Below are 21,528 nucleotides of genomic sequence, written 5' to 3' on the forward strand. Positions count from 1 at the left end.
AAGGTCAAGCGGCCGGCCGCCGCCGCCCCGGCCAAGGGCGCCAAGCCGGCCCCGCGCGGCCGCAAGTAAGCCGCCGGCCGGCGTCGGATCGGCATCGAATGGGCAGCGCCCCCCGGGGCGCTGCTTTTTTTTCGTCTATTCCCACAAAGAAATGTTGTTAAATTCCCCGATCGGTGCAATTGCGTGGATAATTCAGGCTTGCTCCAACGATGCGTGAGGAGCGCTTGCGGCTACACTTGCAAGCAAGCTGGCCACCGTTCCGGTCGGCCCCGCACGCAGACCCCATTCTGTGAACTGGAAGATCATGAAAAAATTTAAATTCTCGACCCTGCTGCTGGTACCCGTGCTGGCCATCCTGGCCGCCTGTGGCGGCGGCGGTGGCGGCGGCTCGTCCACCGGCACGCCCACGCTGAAAAGCATCACCATCAGCAGCGCCGACAACGCCACCACCATCGCGATCGCCGCCGCCGCCAAGCAGATGACCGCCACCGGCCTGTATTCGGACGGCAGCAGCAAGGTATTGGCCGCAACCGGCGGCCTGGTGTGGGGACCGGCCAATTCCACGGTGCTGCAGATTTCCACCTCGGGCAACCTGACCGGCAAGCTGGTCGGCACCGACACCCTGACCGCCACCCAGGACGGCGTGACCGGCAAGCTGTCCATCACCGTCACCGCGCCGTGGCGCGCCGTGGTGGCCGGCGGCAACCAGACCATCGCCCGCCGGGCCGACGGCAATCTGTACAGCTGGGGCGAGAACATCAAGGGCCAGCTGGGCGACAGCACCACCATCAACCGCAACGTGCCGGTGCTGGTGTCGGGCGGCGGAGCCGGCTGGAAACAGGTGGCGCTGGGCGACCAGTTCGCCGTGGCCATCCGCACCGACGGCACGCTGTGGGCCTGGGGCTACAACCAGGACGGACAGCTGGGCGACGGCACCCAGACCAACCGCGCCGCGCCGGTCCAGGTCGGCAAGGACAAGGACTGGAGCATGGTGACGGCCGGCAAGGCCCACGCGCTGGCGATCAAGAGCACCGGCCTGCTGTACGCCTGGGGCCGCAACGACCGCGGCCAGCTGGGCGACGGCACCACGATCAACCGTTCCGCGCCGCTCAAGATCGGCACGGCGGTGTGGCTGGCGATCACGGCCGGCGAAACCCACACGATGGGGATCCAGGCCGGCAACGACCTGTACGGCTGGGGCGGCAACGCCTATGGCCAGGTCGGCAACCTGCTCAAGGTCGACGTGCCGGCGCCGGTCAAGATCGGCACGGCCAAATGGAACTCGGTGTCGGCCGGCGCCTTCCACAGCACCGGCATCACCACCTCGGGCACCCTGTACGCGTGGGGCCAGAACACCTATGGCCAGCTGGGTAACAACGGCTCGGTCGACCTGACCTCGCCGGTGCAGATCGGCACCGACACCAACTGGTCGCAGGTCGCGGCCGGCACCCAGCACACCCTCGCCGTGCGCAACGACGGCACGCTGTGGAGCTGGGGCGCCAACACCGAGGGCCAGCTGGGCACCGGCGGCACCGACGTCACCACGCCGCAGCAGGTCGGCACCGACAACAACTGGCTGTCCGTGGCGGCCGGCCGGGCCCACAGCCTGGGCCTGAAGGCGGACGACACGCTGTGGGGCTGGGGCCGCAACCAGGAAGGCCAGCTGGGCAGCAACCTGGCCGTCCCGTACTCGCCGATCCCGGTCAAGGTACCGAACTAAGTAGTATTACGCTGTTTCGACGGACGGCGGGCGCGAGCCCGGCCGTCCGTTGTGTTTTATGCCTGGGTATGGTCAGAAAGCGACGATATCGGTCGCTGAAGCGGCTACAATTTCACCTATGTCGCTTCCCTCAGGAACCCTAGTGTCTTTACCCGATGCCGCCCCCGCTTCTTCCCCCTCCCCCCGTGCCCTGCGCCGGCTGCGCCTTGGCGGCCTGACGCTGCTGGCGCTGCTGTGGCTGGCGCCGGCCGCGGCGCAGGACAAGATCACGCTGCAGCTCAAGCACAGCCACCAGTTCCAGTTCGCCGGCTATTACGCCGCGCTGGAGCAGGGCTATTACCGCGAGGCCGGGCTGGACGTGGCCATCCTCGAGGGCGCGGACGGCAACGAGCCGGAACGCGATGTCGTGTCCGGCAAGGCCGAGTACGGCGTGGGCGCCAGCAGCCTGCTGCTGGCGCGCCTGGCCGGCAAGCCGGTGGTGGTGCTGGGCGTGGTGTTCCAGCACTCGCCGTACGCGCTGGCGATGCGCCAGACCAGCGCCGAACCGGACATCCGCCGCATCATCGGCAAGCGCGCCATGATCGGCTCGCTGACCGACGAGCTGGGCAGCGCGGACGAGCTGCTGGCCTACCTGATCAAGGAAGGCATCCCGGCCACCAGCTTCCAGCGGGTCGAACCGACCTACAACACGGCCGACCTGATCAGCGGCAGGGTGGACGCCATCGCGGTCTACACCACCAACGAGCCGGACACCTTCGACCGCCTCGGCTTCCCCTACGACATCTACAGCCCGCGCGCGGTCGGCATCGATTTCTACGGCGACAACCTGTTCACCAGCGAGCGCGAGATCGCCAACCATCCGGCCCGGGTGCGCGCCTTCCGCGCCGCCAGCATGCGCGGCTGGCAGTGGGCCATGAGCCACCAGGAGGAGATGGCCGACATCATCCTGAGCAAGTATTCGCACCGCAGCGACCGCGCCCACCTGCTGTACGAGGCGCGCCAGATGGTGCCGCTGGTGCAGCCGGTGCTCGTCGAGATCGGCTACCAGAACCCCGAGCGCTGGCGCCACATCGCCGACGTCTACGCCGGCCTGGGCATGGTGCCCAAGAACGCCAATTTCGACGGCTTCATGTACAGCATGGACGGCGGCGGCGGCGCCCGCCTGCTGTGGCTGTACCGCGTGCTGGGCGCGGCCGCGCTGCTGCTGGTGGTGGGCGCGGCCATCCACTTCAGCCTGCTGGCGCGCGAACGGCGCCGCGCCAACGCCGCCATCCGCACCGGCGAGCAGCGCTTCCGCACCATGTTCGAGGCCTCGCCGCTGGGCATCGCGCTGGTCGATTCGATCACCTACGAATACCGCGACATCAACCCGCGCTTCCAGGAGATCGTCGGCCGCTCGCAGGCCGAGCTGGCGGCGATGCGCTGGCTGGAGGCCGGCCACCCGGAGGACGTGGCCCAGATCAAGGTGCAGATGGGGCGCCTGCTGGCGCACGAGGTGCACAGCTTCAAGATCACCAACCGCCTGTTCCGCCCGGATGGCGAGCTGGTGTGGATCGAGGTGTCGGTCACCGCCATCGAGACCGAGAAGGGCAGCCACCCGCACCACCTGTGCATGATCGAGGACGTGACCGACAAGAAGCAGAGCGAGGCGCTGATCTGGCAGCAGGCCAACTTCGACCCGCTGACCCAGCTGCCCAACCGCCGCATGTTCCATGACCGGCTGGCGCACGACATGCTCAAGAGCCAGCGCGACCGCTCGCACATCGCCATCCTGTTCATCGACCTCGACCATTTCAAGGAGGTCAACGACACGCTGGGCCACCACCAGGGCGACATCCTGCTGGTGGACGCGGCGCGCCGCATCGGCGCCTGCGTGCGCAAGTCGGACACGGTGGCGCGGCTGGGCGGCGACGAGTTCACCGTGATCCTGTCCGAGCTGGACGGCACCGAGCGGGTCGAGCAGATCGCCCAGCACATCATCGACAGCCTGCGCCAGCCGTTCCCGCTGGGGCAGGAGCAAGCGTTCGTGTCGGCCAGCATCGGCATCACGCTGTACCCGGACGACGCGCTCGACATCGACGACCTGCTCAAGCACGCCGACCAGGCCATGTACGCCGCCAAGGGCGCCGGGCGCAACCGCTACAGCTATTTCACGCCGACCCTGCAGGTGGCCGCGCTCAACCGGATGCGCCTGACCAATGACCTGCGCGGCGCGCTCAAGGGCGATCAGTTCGCGCTGTACTTCCAGCCCATCGTCCACCTCAAGAGCGGGCGCATCCACAAGGCCGAGGCGCTGATCCGCTGGAACCACCCGCAGCGCGGCGTGGTCAGCCCGATGGATTTCATTCCGCTGGCCGAGGCGAGCGGCCTGATCGTCGACATCGGCGAGTGGGTGTTCCGCGAATCGGCGCGCTGGGTGCAGCGCTGGCGGCACGAGCACCACCCGGAGTTCCAGGTCAGCGTCAACCAGTCGCCGCTGGAATTCCAGCGCGAGGACGGCGCCTACGACGCCTGGCTCGCCTACCTGCAGGCGCTGGACCTGCCGGGCCAGTCGGTGGTGGTGGAGATCACCGAGGGCTTGCTGCTCGACGCCAACACCACGGTCAGCAACAAGCTGCTGCAGCTGCGCGACGCCGGCATCCAGGTCGCGCTGGACGACTTCGGCACCGGCTACTCGTCGCTGTCCTACCTGAAGAAGTTTGACATCGACTACCTGAAGATCGACCGCTCCTTCACCCGCAACCTGGCGCCGGACTCCAGCGACATGGCGCTGTCGGACGCGATCATCGTCATGGCCCACAAGCTGGGCCTGCGGGTGATCGCCGAGGGCGTGGAGACGCCCGAGCAGCGCGACCTGCTGGCCGCGGCCGGCTGCGACTACGGCCAGGGCTACCTGTTCGCCCGCCCCATGCCGGCCGAGCAGTTCGACCAGCTGCTGCGCCAGCAGGCTGCCGCCTGATTTCATCCGGTACGCCCGTGCCGAAACGGCGATAATAGCTATTCCGTTTGCCAATCCTATAGTGGATAGCTATTGAAACTATTGGAACAATCAATTTTGCAAATGGGGCAAAAGCCCTTAAACTGGCGTCTCAATGATTCACAACCCAACGAGGAAACCACAATGTCTCTGATCAATACCCAAATCAAACCATTCAAGGCCACCGCATACGCCAACGGCAAGTTCATCGACGTGAGCGACGAATCCCTGAAGGGCAAGTGGTCCGTTCTGATGTTCTACCCAGCCGACTTCACCTTCGTGTGCCCGACCGAACTGGAAGACCTGGCCGAGCAGCAGCCTGAATTCGCCAAGCTGGGCGTGGACGTGTACGGCGTGTCGACCGACACCCACTTCGCGCACAAAGCATGGCACGACACCTCGGATGCGATCAAGAAAGTGAACTACCCGCTGATCGGCGACCCAACCGGCACCCTGTCGCGCAACTTTGAAGTGATGATCGAAGAAGAAGGCCTGGCACTGCGCGGCACCTTCGTCATCAATCCAGAAGGCTTCATCAAAGTGATGGAAGTGCATGACAACGGCATCGGCCGCGACGCTTCCGAGCTGCTGCGCAAAGTGAAGGCCGCCAAGTACGTGGCCGAGCACCCAGGCCAAGTCTGCCCAGCCAAATGGACCGAAGGCGCAGCAACCCTGACCCCTTCGCTGGACCTGGTCGGCAAGATCTAAGTCTTGAAGCAGACTGCAGTAGACAAGTAATACCGCGATGCCGGTCCGGGCGTCCGGCCCGGCATACGCCTAAATATTTGTAAAAGGAAGAAAAATCATGTTAGACGCTACTCTCAAAACCCAGTTGAAAGCCTACTTGGAAAAAGTGGTGCAACCGATTGAGATCGTCGCTTCTCTCGATGACAGCGCCAAGGCCCGCGAGATGGAAGAACTGCTCCAGGAGATCGTCCTGTTGAGCGACAAGATCACGCTGGTCAAGCGCACCGACGATGCCGAACGCAAGCCGTCGTTCAGCATCAACCGCCCAGGCACCGACATCGGCGTGCGTTTCGCCGGCGTGCCGATGGGCCACGAATTCACCTCGCTGGTGCTGGCGCTGCTGCAGGTCGGCGGCCACACCATCAAGTTCGACGACGCCGTGATCGAGCAGATCCGCAACCTGGATGGCGATTACGCATTCGAAACCTTCATCTCGCTGAGCTGCCACAATTGCCCGGAAGTGGTGCAGGCGCTCAACGCGATGTCGGTGATCAACCCGCGCATCAAGGTCACCACCATTGACGGCGGCGTGTTCCCGCAGGAAGTCGAGGCGCGCCAGATCATGGCGGTGCCGATGATGTTCCTCAACGGCGAGCACTTCGGCCAGGGCCGCACCAGCGTCGAAGAGATCCTGGCCAAGCTGGACACCAACGCCGGCGCCCGCCAGGCCGCCGAGCTGAGCAAGAAAGACGTGTTCGACGTGCTGATCGTCGGCGGCGGTCCCGCCGGTGCGGCAGCGGCTGTCTACGCGGCCCGCAAGGGCATCAAGACCGGCGTGCTGGCCGAGCGTTTCGGCGGCCAGGTGCTCGACACCCTGGCGATCGAGAACTTCATCTCGGTCACCGCCACCGACGGTCCGAAGTTCGCCGTGGCGCTGGAGCAGCACGTGAAGGAATACGACGTTGACATCATGAACACCCAGCGCGCCGCCAAGCTGGTGCCGGGCAAGCTGATCGAGGTGCAGACCGCGACCGGCGCGACCCTGAAAGCCAAGTCGGTGATCCTGGCGACCGGCGCCCGCTGGCGCGAGATCAACGTGCCGGGCGAGAAGGAATACCGCAACCACGGCGTGGCCTACTGCCCGCACTGCGACGGTCCGCTGTTCAAGGGCAAGCGCGTGGCGGTGATCGGCGGCGGCAACTCCGGCGTGGAAGCGGCGATCGACCTGGCCGGCCTGGTCAAGCACGTGACGCTGATCGAATTCGGCGCCGAGCTGCGCGCCGACGCGGTCCTGCAACGCAAGCTGCACAGCCTGCCTAACGTGACGGTGATCGTCTCGGCGCAGACCACCGAGATCCACGGCGACGGCAAGATCGTCAACGGCCTGAGCTACAACGACCGTGTGTCGGGCGAAGCCAGGAAGGTCGAGCTGGAAGGCGTGTTCGTGCAGATCGGCCTGGTGCCGAACACCGAATGGCTGAAGGGCACGGTGGCGTTGTCGCGCCACGGCGAGATCGAAGTGGATGCGCGTGGCCAGACCTCGGTCCCCGGCGTGTTCGCGGCTGGCGACGTCACCACGGTGCCGTACAAGCAGATCATCATCGCCACCGGCGAAGGTGCGAAGGCGGCACTGTCGGCCTTTGACCACCTGATCCGCTCGGACGACGAGGAAGTGGTGGCCGAGTCCGCAGAGCAGCAAGCGATGACCGCGTAAGCGATCGCGCCAAAGAACAAGGGCCGCTACAACAGCGGCCCTTTTTTTATGTCGCAACATCGAGTGAACAATATTGGGGTCAAGTCTGACATTCGGACACGGGCTCTGCTGTAAAGCGGCGCTTTACAGCAGAGCCCGTGTCCGAATGTCAGACTTGACCCCAATTATGTTAGGTCGACGCTGGCTTGGCGGGTGCGCAGTTCCATGGCGTTGCGGTGGCGCGCGCGCAGGCGTGGATCGGTGATCAGCCGGCCCAGCGTTTCGCCGATGACCATCACCACGCCCAGCAGCGGCAGCACCAGCATCAGCCCCGCCACCCCGGCTACCGAGCCGCCGATGAAGATCATCAGCACCGTGATCAGCGGATGGATGTGCAGGCTGCGCCCCAGCGTCATCGGCATGAAGACGAAATCGTCCAGCAGCCGCACGGCGATGAATACGCCGATCGCCATGTAGGCCACCGCCGGGTCGGCCGGCGCGTCGGTCGAGGCTACCATCACCACCAGCATGCAGCCGACGATGGAGCCCACGTACGGCACCCATGCCAGCATTGCCGCGATCAGCCCCAGCACCAGCGGCGACGAGACGCCGATCACCCACAGGCCGATGGCCAGCACCGCCGTGTCGAGGATGGTCAGCTTGATCAGGCCCTGGAAGTAGCGGTGCGCGGTCTGGTCCACTTCGTGCAGCAGGCACAGCGTCTTTTCAAAGAAGGCGTTGGGTACGGCGCGCGCAAGGAATTTCTTGAAGCGCAAACCGTCGCGCAGGAAGAAGAAGGTCAGGAACGGCGCCAGCAGCAGTGACGGCAGCCACGCCGCCACCGATACCAATATGTCGGTCAGGTGCTTCTGCACGAAGGTGCCGGTGAACGCGCTCACGCGGCTGTTGACCGTGCGCGCCAGCTTGATCTGCTTGAGGATGGGGAATTCGCGCTCGAGCGACAGCATCGTGTGGCGCACGAACTCCAGCCCGCCGGTGAGGTATTTGCCCAGCATGTCCTGCCACGAGTCGGACGGCCCGCTGTCCCAGAGGATGAACACCAGCCCGGCTGTCGCCAGCAGCAGCAGGAACACGCCGCCGACGATCATCGTGGAGGCGTTGTGGCTCAGCCCCATGCGGATCAGGCGCTGCATCGGCGGTTGCAAAATGTAGTACAGCACGATCCCCAGCAAAAAGGGGATGGCCAGGAACAGCATCTGCTGCAGCAGGAACAGCAGCACGCAGGTGGCGGCGATGATGCCGCTCCAGACTACCGGCCCGGCGCGCTGTTGGGTCGGCAAAAAGTTCATATCGCCTCGATCTGCGGCTTGCCGCTCATCCAGTCGCGCAGCCGGCTGCCGATGTGGCGCGCCAAAGCCAGCGAGATCTTGTAGCCGATCACGGCGTCGGTTTCCATCAGGCCCATGAAGTCGGCGCGGAAGAACACCGCCAGCTCGCAGTTGTCCAGCGCGCGCGTTTGCGCGTTGCGCGGCGTGTTGTCGAGCAGCGCCAGGTCGCCGAAGAAGGACCCGGCCGACAGTTCGGCTACCACTTCGCGCGTCTCGCCCAGCTTGCGGCTGATGATCACCCGTCCCGACATCACCAGGTACAGCGCCTGGCCTTCCTCGCCCTCGTCGAAGATGATTTCGTCGGCCAGGTAGCGGCGTTCGTGCATCAGGCCGTCGACGATCTTCAGTTCGAGCGGCGTCAGCGTGGCGAACAGCGCCGATTCCTTCAGGCGCAACAGACGCGGCGACAACGTGGGCGATTTCAGGAAACCAAACATCAGGGGAACTCCGTGCGGGAATGCGGGCCGGGCCGGCTCATCATTCCCATGATAACTTAAAGTTGCACGGTGGCGGACAGCGGCAAGGCCGGGTCGAGGTGGCTGGTGAGCAGGATGCACTGGCGCGCCAGCCGTTGCGGCGCCGACAGTTGCTGGCGCAGGTAGGCCACGGCGTCCACGTCGAGGCCGTTGAACGGCTCGTCGATCAGCAGCAGCCGCACCGGCAGCGCCAACGCCAGCGACAGCTGCATCTTCTTGTGCTGGCCCAGCGACAACGTGGTCACCGGCTGGTCCAGCGTGTGCAGCAGGTGGAACGCTTGCAGCTCGGCGTTGAGCAGCGCCGGGTCGGTGCCGGGATACAGCGACAGGTGCAGGTCGAGGATTTCCTGCACGGTCAGCCACGGCAGTGGCGGCGTGTCGCCGCCGCAGTAGTAGCACTGCAGGCGGTAGGCCAGCGGCTGGGCCTGGATGTCGAGGCCGTCCAGCACGATGTTGCCCGCGTGCGGCGTCAGCGCGCCGCCGGCCAGCTTCAGCAGCGTGGTCTTGCCGGCGCCGTTCTCGCCGCGCAGCCAGGTGATGCCGGTGTCCAGTTGCAGGTCGAAGCGGCGGAACAGCGGGTGGCTGGCGTATTCGAAGGTCAGCTGTTGTATGCGCAGCACGGGCTTCAATTCCATAGTTCGCTTCCAATGGCGGTGAGGATGATGATGGCGCTGATGACCAGCCCCACGCGGCCGCGCACGCTCAGGCGGCGCAGCACGATGATGGCGGCCTGGGCGACGCCGGCAAAGCACAGCCATACGGTGGCCACGGTGGTGCTGTAGCCGGCGCTGCTGGCGCGGCCCAGGTGGCCCAGCGTCAGCAGCGCGAACCAGGCCATCACGGCCAGGCCGGGCAGCAGCGCCGACCAGCGCGCGAAGCGGTACAGGCGCTCGATGCGCGCCGGCCAGGCCGCCGCGACCGGACGCAGCAGCGCGATCTGTTCGGTGACGGCCTTGTCGCCGCGATCGGTCAGCACCATCAGCAGCAGCGCGGCGTTGAAGCCCCACAAAGCAGGCGGCACCACGGCCGGATGCCACAGCCATACGCCGATGCCCAGCACGGCGCCCAGCAGCAGCACGGTCTGCTGGATGCCGACCAGGTTTTCCGCGCGCCAGAACGGCAGCCAGAATAGCTGGCGCCAGTGATACAGCGCGGTCCGTGCGCGCCGCATCGCTGGCGTGGTGCCGGCACTGGCCGGCAGGCGCGGTGCATAGGGGCCGGGCAGGGGACGGTCGGGATCGAGCCGGGCGGCGGCCGGCATGCGGCAGCGCCGGGCCAGCACCAGTGTCGAGATGATCCAGCCCAGCAGCAGCGAGCCGGCGGTCAGCAGCAATGCCTGTGGCGCCACCGGTCGCAGCCAGTCCGGCCACTGGAACAGCCAGATCGCGGTGGACAGCGCGTAGGCCAGGCTCAGCGGGACGATGATCATGCCGGCCACGGCGATGTTGGCGCCCCACTGCGAGCGCGCGGGGATCGGCAGCGGACGGCACCACTGCAGCACTTGCGCCGGCAGCAGCCGCTTGCGCAGCAGCCAGACCGGCGCGCTGGCGATCAATGCCTGGCCCGCGAACAGGCCCAGCGCCTGCGGCCACGGCCGCGTCGCCGCGAACAGTCCCGGCAGCGCGAGGCAGGCGACCAGTCCCACCAGCACCTGGCCGAAACCGAGCAGGATGTATTCGAGCGAACTCTTGAAGCTGACCGCGAACTGCAGCATCGCCTGCTGCGCCAGGCGGAGGCGGAAACGCAGATAGGGAGGCAAGGACGTGATGGAGAGAATCATGCCGGGAGGATAACACCCGATGTGCAAGCCTAAGCTTAATCGCGTATTAATCAGCGCGGAAATGATTAAGGGCCCGACGAATCGGGCCCTTAAAGGAATTTGGCGGAGCGGACGGGACTCGAACCCGCGACCCCCGGCGTGACAGGCCGGTATTCTAACCAACTGAACTACCGCTCCAAATTTCGTTTTTCTGTTTCCTTGGTGGGTGCTGAGAGGGTCGAACTCCCGACCTACGCCTTGTAAGGGCGCCGCTCTACCAACTGAGCTAAGCACCCAGAAAACATATCAGCTTTGCTTCACTACTTTGTTGCAACTGCTGAACGAGGCCGTATTCTACAAGGTGCCTGATCCGTTCCGCAAGGGTTTTTGTAAATTATTTAGAAAATTATTTGGCAGGCTAATTGCCGATGCCCCACTGGTCCAGCATCCAGGCCAGCTCGAACGCCTTGCCGTCGATGGCGTCGTAGCGCCCGGAGGCGCCGTAGTGGCCGGACGTGAAGTCGGTCTTGAGCAGCAGCGGCCGGTTGTCGGTCTTGTGCGCGCGCAGCCGCGCCACGTATTTGGCGGCCGGCCAGTATTGCGCCTGGGTGTCGCGGAAGCCCGCCGTCACCAGCATCGCCGGATATGCCTGGCGCTTGATGTTGTCGTACGGCGAGTAGCTGCGCATGTAGTCGAAGGCGGCCTTCTGCTTCGGGTCGCCGGACTCCAGGTATTCATAGGTGACCATCGGCAGCGTCGGGTCGGTGATCTCGTGGATCAGGTCGGCCTGCGGCACGGCGGCCACGATGGCGTGGAACAGCTCCGGCCGCTCGTTGGCCACCACGCCCATCACCATGCCGCCGAAACTGCCGCCCTCGGCGATGAGCCGGTCCGGCCGCGTGTAGCCTTCGCGGACCAGGTGCTCGGCGCTGTCGATGAAATCGTTGAACACATTCTTCCGCTTCATCAGCTTGCCGTCGTCGTGCCATTGCTCGCCCAGGTCGTTGCCGCCGCGGATCTGCGCCTCGGCGTAGATGACGCCGCGCTCCATCAGGCTCAGGCGGCCGAGGTTGAAGTTGGCCTCGCTGGGAAAGCCCCAGCCGCCGTAGCCGTACAGCAGCAGCGGCGCGCTGCCGTCGAGCTTGACGTCCTTGCGGTAGGCCAGCCACACCGGCACCTTGACGCCGTCGCGCGCGGTGACCCAGATGCGGCGCGTGGTGAAGCGGCCGAGGTCGACGCCGGCCAGCGGCTGGCGCTGGACGACGGTGCGCGCGCCGCTGGCCAGGTCGATCTCGATCACCATCGGCGGCGTGACCGGCGACTGGTATTGCAGCCGGTAGCTGGTGGCGTCGTAGCCGGCCACGCCGGCCGCCTCGGTGTTGGCCTGCGCCAGGTAGACCTCGTCGTCGAACTGCACGCCGCGCCACTGCCCGCTGGCGAAGCTGTAGATGCGCGGGCGGCTGAGCGCGGCGGTGCGCTCGTTGAGCACGATGAAATCGCGGTACACGTCCATCGATTCGATCAGCGTGCCGGGCTCGGGCCGCGTCACCTCGGTCCAGTCCTGCGGCGCGGCCAGCGGCGCGCTGACCACGCGGAAGTTGGGCGCGTCCTTGTTGGTCAACAGGTAGAGCCGGTCGCCGTGCGTCTCGGCGTTGTAGCGGTGGCCCGGCGTGCGCGGCATCAGCAGGCGCGGCGCGGCGCCGGGCTGGTCGCGCGGCAGCAGCCAGGTGTCGCTGGTGTCGGCGCTGGCGGCCATCAGTTCGAGGAAGCGGCCATCGTGCGTGCGGCCTATGCCGAGCAGGAAGTTGCCGTCGCGCTCGCGGTAGACTTCCACCGGCTTGCCGCCCGCGATCGACACGCGCAGCAGGCGGTCGGGACGCAGCGTGGACGGATCGGCCTGGGTCAGCAGGATGGTGCGGTTGTCGGCCGCCCATTCCATCGACGTCACGCGCGCCACGCTCAGGGGCAGTTCGCGGCCGCTGCGCAAGTCCTTGAGGTGCAGCTGGAACTGGTGATTGCCGCTGGTGTCGGCGCGGTAGGCCAGCAGGTTGCCGTCGGGACTGGGCATCAGCCCTTCCAGCGCGAAGAACTTTTTGCCTTGGGCCAGGCGGTTCTGGTCCAGCAGGATCTGCTCCGCTGCCTTCTCGTCGTAGCTGCCGTCGGCTGCCGCGCGGCGGCGGCAGTTGAGCGGGTATTGCTGGCCGGCGGCGCTGCGGCTGTAGTAGTAGAAATCGCCCTGGCGCGACGGCGCCGTCAGCTCGCTGGCCGCGGTGCGCTTCCGCATCTCGGCCGCCAGCCGTTTGGCCAGCGGGGCAATGGCAGCGGTGGCGGCCTCGGTGTGGGCGTTCTCGGCTTTCAGGTAGGCCAGCACGGCCGGGTCGCGGCGGTTTTGCAGCCAGTGATATTCGTCGTCCAGTGCTTGCCCATGGTAGTGTTCACGCCAGGGCTTGGTGGCGGCGACCGGTGGCGCGGCCGGTGCGGCCAGGGCCAGTATGGCGGGCAGGGCAAGGAGTGCGGGCAGGATGCGTAGCATGGCGGTCGAGGGCTCCGGGCTGTTCGTCAGCCGCAAATTGTATTGCAAAATAAGCAAATGAAAACAACTATTTCCGACACCGGGCTCGATCCCCTGTACCGCCGCGTCAGCTGGCGGCTGATGCCTTTCCTGTTCCTGTGCTACGTGGCGGCCTACCTGGACCGCGTCAACGTCGGCTTCGCCAAGCTGCAGATGCTGGCCGACCTGCGCTTCAGCGATACCGTGTACGGCGTGGGCGCGGGCATCTTCTTCATCGGCTACTTCCTGTTCGAGGTGCCGTCCAACCTGCTGATGACGCGCACCGGCGCGCGCATCTGGATCGCCCGCATCATGATCAGCTGGGGGCTGATCTCGTCGGCGCTGATGCTGGCCAACAGCGTGGCGACGTTCTACCTGCTGCGCTTCCTGCTCGGCGCGGCGGAGGCCGGCTTCTTCCCCGGCATCATCCTGTACCTGACCTATTGGTATCCGGCCCACCGCCGCGCGCGCATGGTGGCGCTGTTCATGAGCGGGGTGGCGGTGGCCGGCGTGGTGGGCGGGCCGCTGTCGGGCTGGATCATGCAGGCCTTCGCCGGACGCCATGGCCTGAGCGGCTGGCAATGGCTGTTCCTGCTCGAAGGCTTGCCGTCGGTGCTGATCGGCGTGTGGACTTTGTTCTACCTGGACGACGGCATCCGCGCCGCCAAGTGGCTGACCGAGGACGACAAGCGGCAACTGGAACGCGCCATCGCCGAGGACGGCCAGCACCAGCAGCGCCTGCCTCTGGCACGGGTGTTCGCCAGCGGCACGGTGTGGCTGCTGGCGCTGGTGTACTTCCTGTTCGTGATGGGCTTGTACGGCGTGAGCTTCTGGCTGCCGCAGCTGATCAAGAACAGCGGCGTCAAGAACGTGTTCGACATCGGCCTGCTGACGGCGATCCCGTATTCGGTGGCGGCGGTGGCGATGGTGCTGGCCGCGCGCCACTCGGACCGCAGCGGCGAGCGGCGCTGGCACGCGGCCGCGGCGGCCGTGGCCGGCGCGCTGGGCCTGGTGGTGGCCACCGTCTACAGCGACAACACCGCGATCGCGATGGCCGCGCTGAGCGTGGCCACGGCCGGCATCCTGAGCACCTTCCCGATCTTCTGGAGCCTGCCGACCGCGATGCTGGGCGGCGCGGCGGCGGCGGCCGGCATCGCGCTGATCAACTCGGTGGGCAACCTGGCCGGCTTCGCCAGTCCCTACCTGGTCGGCGCCATCAAGGACGCGACCGGCAGCACGGCCAACGGCATCTACCTGCTGGCGGCCAGCCTGGTGGCCGGCGCCGCGCTGGTGCTGGCGCGACGATTACCTGGGACGTAATCGCCGCGCCGCAGCGATTTCCGGACAATGGTTTCTGTCGATTCGACATCAACCACTCAAGGAGATCACCATGCACACCCCAGCCCACATCGCCACCCAATACCTGGCCGTCTGGAACGAACGCGACGCCGCCGCCCGCCGCGCGCTGGTGGCGCGCGCCTTCGCGCTGGACGCCCGCTACCTCGACCCGATGATGCGCGGCGCCGGCCACGACGGCATCGACGCCATGATCGCCGGCGCGCAAAGCCAGTTCCCCGGCTTCCGCTTCGAACTGGACGGCACGCCGGACGGCCACAACGACGTGGTGCGCTTTTCGTGGACGCTGGCCGCGCCGGGCAGCGCGCCGGTGGCGCACGGCACCGATGTCGCCGAGCTGGGCGAGGACGGCCGCCTGACCCGCGTGACCGGCTTCCTGAACGCGGCGTGATCGCGGCCGGGCTATCATTGCCGGACAAGGAGACCCGCATGTCCGCATCGCATCCATCCGGCGCCCACGGCGCGACCGATTATTTCAGCGACTTCGCCGCCGCGTTGAAGTACTGGCGCGGCAAGCGCGGCTACAGCCAGCTGCGTTTGTCGACCGAGAGCACGATCTCGCAGCGCCACATCAGCTTCCTGGAAAGCGGGCGCTCGCAGCCCAGCAAGGATCTGATCCTCAAGCTGGGCATGGTGCTGGAGATCCCGCTGCGCCAGCGCAACGTGATGCTGCTGGCGGCCGGCTACGCGCCGGCCTACCAGGAGCGCAAGCTGTCCGACCCCGAGCTGGGCGCGGTGCGGCGGGCGCTGGACTTCATGCTGGCGCAGCAGGCGCCGTATCCGGCGCTGGTGGTCGATCGCCTGTGGAACCTGGCGCTGGCCAACGCGCCGGCGGCCGGCATGATGCGCTGGCTGCTGGACTTGCCGGCCGACGCGGCCATCCCCACCGACGGCTCGGTCAACGTGCTCAAGCTGATGCTGGATCCGCACGGCGCGCGGCGCTACCTGCACAACTGGGAGGAGGTCGGCGCCGACCTGCTGCACTGGATCCAGCGCGAGGCCATGAGCGACGGCCCCGGCAGCGAAGCCACCACCTTGCTGGGCGAGTTGCTGGCGCTGCCCGGCGTCGACGGCCTGGGCCAGGCGTCGCCCAACCTGGACCGGCGCGCCCTGCCCTTCCTGCCGGTGACCTTGCGCAAGGATGGCGTCGAGCTGAACCTGTTCACCACCATCGCCACGCTGGGCACGCCGCACGATGTCACCGTGCACGAGCTGCGTATCGAATCGTTCTTCCCGGCCGACGAGGCCAGCGCCGCGTGGTTCCGCGCGCGCCATGGCTAGTCCGCCGGCATCGCGTCCAGGATGTCGCGCACGCCGCCGGCGAAGATCTGGCGGGTGATGTCGGCGCTCAGATAACGCAGGTAGATCTGCTGCACCGTGCCGTCGCCGACGATGGTCCGCACCGCCTCGGTGTAGCGCCGCCGCTGCGCCGCCGGCAGCTGCTTCGACACGTAGATGCCCACCATCGCGCGCGGCGATTCGGCAAAGGCGGTGGCGCGCATCTTGCCCTGCAGGTGGAACTGGCGCTGGTGCAGCACGTGGATGGCCGGCGGCGCCAGCGTGCCGTCGGCGCGGCCGGCCAGGATCTTGCGGAACACCACGCCGAAGTCGTTGACGTATTCCAGCCGGCCCAGCTTTTGCAGCCGGTCCATCTGCGCCTGCGTCGCGGGCGAGTACGCGATGCTGCGCGCCACGTTCAGGCGCGCCGTGCTGCGCTCGACAAAATCGGCCAGGCTGCGGAACTCGCCGGCGCTCTGGTTGAGCAGCACCAGTTCGAACTGCGAATAAGTGTAGGGCAACCACACGCCGTGCCGGTCGCGCTCGGCGTTGCGCAGCGCGGCGCCGGTCACGTCCAGCTGGCCGCTGAAGAATTGCGCGTACACCCGGCCGTGCGGATACCAGCCCAGCTGGAAGGTGCAGCCGCTGCGCCGGTGGATTTCCTCCAGCAGGTCGACCGTGATGCCGCGGATGGCGGAGCCGTCGAGGTAGGAAGCGTAGCCGAGGTCGCTGAAGCCGGCGCTGGCCGGCGGGCAGGCGTCCGGCGCCGCCGCCGGGGCGGTGGACAGCAACGTGCTCAGCAATGCGAAGGTCAGGCGCTTGGTCATGGTGGCCGGAGGAAACGGTCGTGGTCTCCAGTGTAACCCCGGCGGCCGCAAATAGGGCGGGGTCTTGCGGACTGATGCATTTTAGTGAATACTGTATGCATTCACAGTAATTTCTCCGCATCATGGTTGAAGACCAGCGCCGCATCGCCCACCTCGACATGGACGCGTTTTATGCGTCCGTGGAGCTGCTGCGCTATCCCGAGCTGCGCGGCCTGCCGGTGGTGATCGGCGGCGGGCGCGACGCCCAGCCGGTGCGGCAGGCGGACGGCAGCCACACGTTTTCGCGGCTGCGCGACTATGTCGGCCGTGGCGTCATCACCACCGCCACCTACGAGGCGCGCGCGCTGGGCGTCGGTTCGGCCATGGGCATGATGAAGGCGGCCAAGCTGGCGCCGGACGCCATCCTGCTGCCGGTCAATTTCGACGCCTACCGCCAGATGTCGCGGCTGTTCAAGAACGCCGTGGCCGCCATCGCGCCGGATTTCGAGGACCGCGGCATCGACGAGATCTATATCGACCTGACCCATGTGGCAGGCGAGACGCGCGAGCTGGCGCAGCGCATCAAGCAGGCCGTGCGCGACGCCACCGGGCTGTCGTGCTCGATCGGCGTGACGCCCAACAAGCTGCTGTCGAAGATCTGCTCGGACCTGGAAAAGCCGGACGGCCTGACCGTGCTGGGCTACGACGACATCCCGGCGCGCATCTGGCCGCTGGGCGTGCGCAAGATCAACGGCATCGGCCCCAAGGCCACCGAGAAGCTGGCGGCGCTGGGCATCGCCACGATCGGCCAGCTGGCGGCCGCCGACGCCGGCCTGCTGCAGGACCATTTCGGCGCCCACTATTCGGCCTGGCTGGCAGACGCCGCGCGCGGCATCGACCACCGCGCCATTTCCACCAGCTCGGAGAGCAAGTCGATCAGCCGCGAGACCACCTTCGAGCGCGACCTGCACGCGCGCCAGGACCGGGGCACGCTGTCGTCCATCCTGACCACGCTGTGCGACCGGCTGGCGGACGACCTCAAGCGCAAGGGCTACGTCAGCCGCACCATCAGCATCAAGCTGCGCTTCGACGACTTCCAGATCGTCAGCCGCAACGTCACGCTGCCGCAGCCCGTGGCGGACGCGGCCGGCATCCTGCAGGCCGCGCGCGAATGCCTGAAACGGGTGCCGCTGCAACGCCGGCTGCGCCTGCTGGGCGTGCGCGCCAGCACGCTGGAGCCGCCCGGCACAGCTGCGCAGATGGCTGTGCCCCGGCAAGGCGAATTGTTCGCCTAGGCAAGCAACAGATTCGGTCCGGCGCCGCCATCACCGTGTAAAATGGCGCTCCCCTGGCATTACTGAAACAAGGCTCAACACATGTGGTTCAAGAATCTACAGATTTACCGTCTGCCGGCCCCTTGGGCCTTTACCCCCGAACAACTGGAAGCGGCGCTGGAGCCGCACTCCTTCGTCCCGGCCAGCAGCAATGAACTGCTGCGCCAGGGCTGGGACCGTCCCCGCCCGAACGGTGGCCTGGTGCACGTGGTCAACAAGCAAATGCTGATCCTGCTGGGCACCGAGAAGAAGCTGCTGCCGAACACCGTCATCAACCAGGTCGCCAAGGCGCGCGCCGCCGAGATGGAAGAGGCGCAAGGCTTCGCTCCCGGCAAGAAGGCGATGAAGGAACTCAAGGAACGCGTGGCCGACGAGCTGCTGCCGCGCGCCTTCTCGATCCGCAGCAATGTCTGGACCTGGCTCGATCCGGTCAACGGCTGGCTGGTGGTGGACGCGGCCAGCCCGGCCAAGGCCGACGAAGTGATCAAGCTGCTGCTCAAGGCGGTCGACAAGCTGCCGCTGGAAAGCCTGCGCGTGCAGCGCTCGCCGGTGGGCGTGATGACCGAATGGCTGCAGGCCGACGACGCGCCGGCCGGCTTCACGGTCGACATGGACACCGAGCTGCGCGCCACCGGCGAGAGCAAGGCGGCGGTGCGCTATGTGCGCCACACGCTGGAAGCGGACGAGGTGCGCCGCCACATCGCGGCCGGCAAGCAGTGCACGCGCCTGGCCATGACCTGGGACAGCAAGATCTCCTTCGTGCTGACCGAGTCGCTGGCGATCAAGGGCATCAAGCCGCTGGACGTGATCGCGGAAAAGGAATCGAGCACCCGCAACGACGAGGAACGCTTCGACGGCGACTTCATGCTGATGACCGGCGAACTGGCCAAGCTGATGGCCGACGTGGTCGAGGCGCTGGGCGGCGAAGCCAAGGCTTGATCGCCGCGCCACAAAAGCCGTTGCTTGTTGGTTAAGGATGCCGCAAAGTCTTTGATTTTGCGGCATTTTTCATGTAATTTTTGATAAAAACCAGCAAAATAAATCCGTTGCTTTATGGAAATTAGAACGAATTCTGCTATAGTGAAAGGTGTTATCAAATAAGGAACTCGCGATGAGCACCCTCGTCCCCATACTGTCCACCGACCAGATCGCCAATGCCCTGAGCACGCAGGATGTGTTGTCGTGGACCAGCGAGGACATCGCCGCGTTGAGTTCGCTCCAGGTGCCGGCGCTGCGCACCGACCACCTTGCCGTGATGAGCAGCGCCCAGCTGTCCTGGCTGGCCACCAGCAACGTCGCGGTGCTGACCACGCGCGACCTGGCCGCCATCAAGGCGGCCACGCTGAACGCGGTGGGCGCGCTGCCGTCGGGCTTCATGGGCGCGCTGACCAGCGCGCAGGTCGCCGCGCTGACCACCGCCCAGGTGGCCGCGCTGGGCACCCGGGCCTTCAGCTACCTGAGCACCGACGCCATCGCCGCGTTTGAAACGGCCGACCTGGCCGCGCTGAGCGTCGCCAATATCGCCAGCCTGTCGTCCGACCAGGTGGCCCTGATGAGCACCGGCCAGTTGAGCGCCCTGAGCACACGCCAGCTGGCGACGTTGACGGCCGATGAAATCGCCGCCATCGGCACGCGCGGCATCGCCGCGCTCGGCACGCAGGCCATCGCCGCGTTGAGCACGTCGCAGCTGGCCGCGCTGGGCGCCGCACAGGTGGCCGCGCTCGGTACCGCGCAGGCCGCCGCGCTGAGCGGCGCGCAATTGAACGCCCTGTCCACCGACGCCATCGCCGGCATGGAAACGGCCGACCTGGCCGCGCTGAAAACCGCCACCATCGCCGGCCTGAGCACGCAGCAGATGGCCGCGCTGAGCAGCACCCAGCTGGGCGCCTTCACCACCGCCGAATTTGCCGCGCTGAGCAGCCGGCAGCTGGCCGCCCTGTCCAGCGACTCGATCGCCGGCCTGCCGGGCGCCGACCTGGCCGCGCTGAACCCGGCCGCCATCGCGCTGCTGGGGCCGGCCTTGCTGGCCTCGCTGGACAGCGCGCAACTGGGCGCGCTCGGCACCCGCCACTTCGCCGCCCTGAGCAGCGAGCAGGTCGCCGCGCTGAGCAGCGTGCAAGTGCAGTCGCTGTCGACGCTGCAGATCGGCGCGCTGGGCTCGCGCCAGGCGCTGGGCCTGTCGGCGGCCGACCTGTACACGCTTGGCAGCGCCGCGCTGAAGGCCTTGAGCACCGCCGCGCTGGCCGCGTTGAACTCCGACCAGCTGTCCGGGCTGGGCTACGCCGCCGGCGGCACGCTGTTCGCGCAGCTGACCACCGCCCAGATCGCCGCGCTGCGCACCGCCGCGCTGGCCGGCCTGGGCACCGACCAGGTGGCGGCGCTCACCACGGCGCAGGCCGCCGCGTTGAGCACCGCGCAGCTGGCCGCCTTGTCGCTGGTGCAGCTGGCGGTGCTGCAGACGGCCGACATCGCGGCGCTGGGCACCCAGGCCATCGCGTCGCTGTCGACCCGGCAGGCCGCCGCGCTGAGCAGCGCGCAGGTGACGGCGCTGACCACCGCGCAGATCGGCGTCCTCAGCAGCAAACAATTCAACGCGCTTGGCACGGACGGACTGGCCGGGCTGGAGCATGACGACTTCGCCGCGCTGGGCACCAACGCCATCGCCGGCCTGGCCAGCGCCAGTTTCGGCGGCCTGAGCACGGCCCAGCTGGCCGGCCTGGGCACGCGCCAGGTGGCGGTGCTGAGCACGGCCCAGTTGGCCGCGCTGGGCAGCGACCAGCTGCACGCCCTGAACGCCGCCCAGGTGGGCACCTTGAGCTCGCAGCAGGCGGGCAGCCTGTCGGCCGCCGGCATCGCCGCGCTCAACCCGGCCACCTTGTCGTCGCTGCGCACCGCCGCGATCGCCGCGCTGGGTTCCGATCAATTGGCCGCGCTGGGCCAGGTGCAACTGCTGACCACGGCGCAGATCGCCGCGCTGCGCAGCGCCGCGCTGGCCGGCCTGACCACCGCCGAGACCGTCGCGCTGACCGCCGGCCAGGTCGCCGCCCTGGGCAGCGCCCAATTGCATGCGCTGAGCACGCAGGCCATCGCCGCCCTCGAACCGCTGGACCTGGCCGCGATCCGCACCGCCGCCATTCCCGGCCTGAGCGCGGCCCAGGTGGGCGTGCTGTCGAGCAGCCAGCTGGCCGCGCTGACGATGGCGCAATTCCTGGCCATGAACGCCGCGCAGCTGGGCGCGCTGTCGTCCGACACCATCGCCGGTTTCTCCAGCGCCAACCTGGCCGCGCTGGGCACCGCCTACATCGCCGCGCTCAATCCGGCGTCGGTGGCCAACCTGAGCGTGCTGCAATTGTCCAGCCTGACCTCGCGCCAGTTTGCCGTGCTGTCGAGCGACCAGCTGGCCGCGCTGCGCACCGCGCAGGTCGCCGGCCTGGGCGCGCAGCAGGTCCTCGGCCTGAGCTCGCGCAACATCGCTGGCCTGTCGAGCGCCGACCTGGCCGCGCTCAGCGCCGTCACGTTGCCGGCGCTGGGCAGCTCGGCGC

General features: G+C 67.3%; 15 protein-coding genes, 2 tRNA genes and 1 pseudogene. 10 read left to right on the forward strand and 8 right to left on the reverse strand.

Annotated features, from left to right (window positions below; all coding sequences use genetic code 11):
- Positions 1-304: 304 nt before the first annotated feature.
- The 4 genes from GTP90_RS30145 to ahpF all read left to right on the forward strand — a co-directional run bounded on the left by GTP90_RS30145 (position 305) and on the right by ahpF (position 7,098).
- Complete coding sequence (locus GTP90_RS30145; protein WP_161086978.1) at positions 305-1,720, forward strand: RCC1 domain-containing protein; 1,416 nt, start codon at positions 305-307, stop codon at positions 1,718-1,720.
- Positions 1,721-1,862: 142 nt separating this feature from the next.
- The gene (locus GTP90_RS30150; protein ID WP_371875149.1) at positions 1,863-4,679 is read left to right on the forward strand and encodes an EAL domain-containing protein; all 2,817 of its coding nucleotides are present in this window, start codon (positions 1,863-1,865) and stop codon (positions 4,677-4,679) included.
- A gap of 162 nt (positions 4,680-4,841) precedes the next feature.
- The gene (gene ahpC, locus GTP90_RS30155) at positions 4,842-5,405 is read left to right on the forward strand and encodes an alkyl hydroperoxide reductase subunit C (RefSeq protein ID WP_161086980.1); all 564 of its coding nucleotides are present in this window, start codon (positions 4,842-4,844) and stop codon (positions 5,403-5,405) included.
- Between the two features lie 97 nt (positions 5,406-5,502).
- A complete protein-coding gene (gene ahpF, locus GTP90_RS30160; RefSeq protein WP_161086981.1) occupies positions 5,503-7,098 on the forward strand; it encodes an alkyl hydroperoxide reductase subunit F in 1,596 nt (531 codons plus the stop codon).
- 164 nt (positions 7,099-7,262) lie between these two features.
- On the opposite strand, the gene GTP90_RS30165 is transcribed toward ahpF, so the two are convergent.
- The 7 genes from GTP90_RS30165 to GTP90_RS30195 all read right to left on the reverse strand — a co-directional run bounded on the left by GTP90_RS30165 (position 7,263) and on the right by GTP90_RS30195 (position 13,194).
- On the reverse strand, positions 7,263-8,387 hold the full coding sequence (locus GTP90_RS30165; RefSeq protein WP_161086982.1) for an AI-2E family transporter: 1,125 nt from the start codon (positions 8,385-8,387) through the stop codon (positions 7,263-7,265).
- The gene (locus GTP90_RS30170; protein WP_117015420.1) at positions 8,384-8,866 is read right to left on the reverse strand and encodes a cyclic nucleotide-binding domain-containing protein; all 483 of its coding nucleotides are present in this window, start codon (positions 8,864-8,866) and stop codon (positions 8,384-8,386) included. Before GTP90_RS30170 ends, GTP90_RS30165 begins: the two co-directional genes overlap by 4 nt.
- Before the next feature lie 53 nt (positions 8,867-8,919).
- Positions 8,920-9,537: an ABC transporter ATP-binding protein gene (locus tag GTP90_RS30175; RefSeq protein ID WP_161086983.1), complete on the reverse strand. Its 618-nt coding sequence runs from the start codon at positions 9,535-9,537 to the stop codon at positions 8,920-8,922.
- A complete protein-coding gene (locus tag GTP90_RS30180) occupies positions 9,528-10,682 on the reverse strand; it encodes a hypothetical protein (RefSeq protein WP_161086984.1) in 1,155 nt (384 codons plus the stop codon). Before GTP90_RS30180 ends, GTP90_RS30175 begins: the two co-directional genes overlap by 10 nt.
- 100 nt (positions 10,683-10,782) lie before the next feature.
- Positions 10,783-10,859: transfer RNA gene (locus GTP90_RS30185), tRNA-Asp, on the reverse strand.
- Between the two features lie 22 nt (positions 10,860-10,881).
- A tRNA-Val gene (locus tag GTP90_RS30190) sits at positions 10,882-10,957 on the reverse strand.
- A gap of 122 nt (positions 10,958-11,079) precedes the next feature.
- Entirely contained in the window at positions 11,080-13,194 is a 2,115-nt protein-coding gene (locus tag GTP90_RS30195) for a S9 family peptidase (protein WP_161086985.1), read from the reverse strand.
- 57 nt (positions 13,195-13,251) lie between these two features.
- Here GTP90_RS30195 and GTP90_RS30200 point away from each other — a divergent pair, with 57 nt between their 5' ends.
- From GTP90_RS30200 to GTP90_RS30210, 3 genes are all read left to right on the forward strand, one after another.
- Positions 13,252-14,532 (forward strand): MFS transporter, encoded by a 1,281-nt coding sequence (locus tag GTP90_RS30200; RefSeq protein WP_161086986.1) that lies wholly within the window; start codon positions 13,252-13,254, stop codon positions 14,530-14,532.
- A 70-nt stretch (positions 14,533-14,602) separates the two neighbouring features.
- Positions 14,603-14,959 (forward strand): nuclear transport factor 2 family protein, encoded by a 357-nt coding sequence (locus GTP90_RS30205; protein ID WP_161086987.1) that lies wholly within the window; start codon positions 14,603-14,605, stop codon positions 14,957-14,959.
- Between the two features lie 38 nt (positions 14,960-14,997).
- The gene (locus GTP90_RS30210; RefSeq protein ID WP_161086988.1) at positions 14,998-15,849 is read left to right on the forward strand and encodes a helix-turn-helix domain-containing protein; all 852 of its coding nucleotides are present in this window, start codon (positions 14,998-15,000) and stop codon (positions 15,847-15,849) included.
- On the opposite strand, the gene GTP90_RS30215 is transcribed toward GTP90_RS30210, so the two are convergent.
- Positions 15,846-16,673 carry a substrate-binding periplasmic protein gene (locus tag GTP90_RS30215; RefSeq protein WP_161086989.1) on the reverse strand — a complete coding sequence of 276 codons (828 nt, stop codon included), beginning with the start codon at positions 16,671-16,673 and terminating at the stop codon, positions 15,846-15,848. The genes GTP90_RS30210 and GTP90_RS30215 overlap by 4 nt on opposite strands.
- Positions 16,674-16,795: 122 nt before the next feature.
- Between GTP90_RS30215 and dinB the strand changes: the two genes are divergently transcribed.
- The 3 genes and pseudogenes from dinB to GTP90_RS30230 form a co-directional block, all read left to right on the forward strand.
- The gene (dinB, locus tag GTP90_RS30220) at positions 16,796-17,947 is read left to right on the forward strand and encodes a DNA polymerase IV (protein WP_161086990.1); all 1,152 of its coding nucleotides are present in this window, start codon (positions 16,796-16,798) and stop codon (positions 17,945-17,947) included.
- Positions 17,948-18,028: 81 nt separating this feature from the next.
- Complete coding sequence (locus GTP90_RS30225; protein WP_161086991.1) at positions 18,029-18,925, forward strand: recombination-associated protein RdgC; 897 nt, start codon at positions 18,029-18,031, stop codon at positions 18,923-18,925.
- Between the two features lie 172 nt (positions 18,926-19,097).
- A pseudogene (locus GTP90_RS30230) lies at positions 19,098-21,528 on the forward strand (hypothetical protein); the annotation flags it as partial.

The organism is Duganella vulcania, assembly GCF_009857655.1.
Taxonomy (GTDB): domain Bacteria; phylum Pseudomonadota; class Gammaproteobacteria; order Burkholderiales; family Burkholderiaceae_D; genus Rugamonas; species Rugamonas vulcania.

Coding starts and splice junctions, on each gene's coding strand:
- GTP90_RS30210 (WP_161086988.1), top strand. CDS start 14,998: ATGTCCGCATCGCATCCATCCGGCGCCCACGGCGCGACCGATTATTTC.
- GTP90_RS30225 (WP_161086991.1), top strand. CDS start 18,029: ATGTGGTTCAAGAATCTACAGATTTACCGTCTGCCGGCCCCTTGGGCC.
- GTP90_RS30145 (WP_161086978.1), top strand. CDS start 305: ATGAAAAAATTTAAATTCTCGACCCTGCTGCTGGTACCCGTGCTGGCC.
- dinB (WP_161086990.1), top strand. CDS start 16,796: ATGGTTGAAGACCAGCGCCGCATCGCCCACCTCGACATGGACGCGTTT.
- GTP90_RS30205 (WP_161086987.1), top strand. CDS start 14,603: ATGCACACCCCAGCCCACATCGCCACCCAATACCTGGCCGTCTGGAAC.
- GTP90_RS30165 (WP_161086982.1), bottom strand. CDS start 8,387: ATGAACTTTTTGCCGACCCAACAGCGCGCCGGGCCGGTAGTCTGGAGC.
- GTP90_RS30180 (WP_161086984.1), bottom strand. CDS start 10,682: ATGATTCTCTCCATCACGTCCTTGCCTCCCTATCTGCGTTTCCGCCTC.
- ahpF (WP_161086981.1), top strand. CDS start 5,503: ATGTTAGACGCTACTCTCAAAACCCAGTTGAAAGCCTACTTGGAAAAA.
- GTP90_RS30215 (WP_161086989.1), bottom strand. CDS start 16,673: ATGACCAAGCGCCTGACCTTCGCATTGCTGAGCACGTTGCTGTCCACC.
- GTP90_RS30200 (WP_161086986.1), top strand. CDS start 13,252: ATGAAAACAACTATTTCCGACACCGGGCTCGATCCCCTGTACCGCCGC.
- ahpC (WP_161086980.1), top strand. CDS start 4,842: ATGTCTCTGATCAATACCCAAATCAAACCATTCAAGGCCACCGCATAC.
- GTP90_RS30175 (WP_161086983.1), bottom strand. CDS start 9,537: ATGGAATTGAAGCCCGTGCTGCGCATACAACAGCTGACCTTCGAATAC.
- GTP90_RS30195 (WP_161086985.1), bottom strand. CDS start 13,194: ATGCTACGCATCCTGCCCGCACTCCTTGCCCTGCCCGCCATACTGGCC.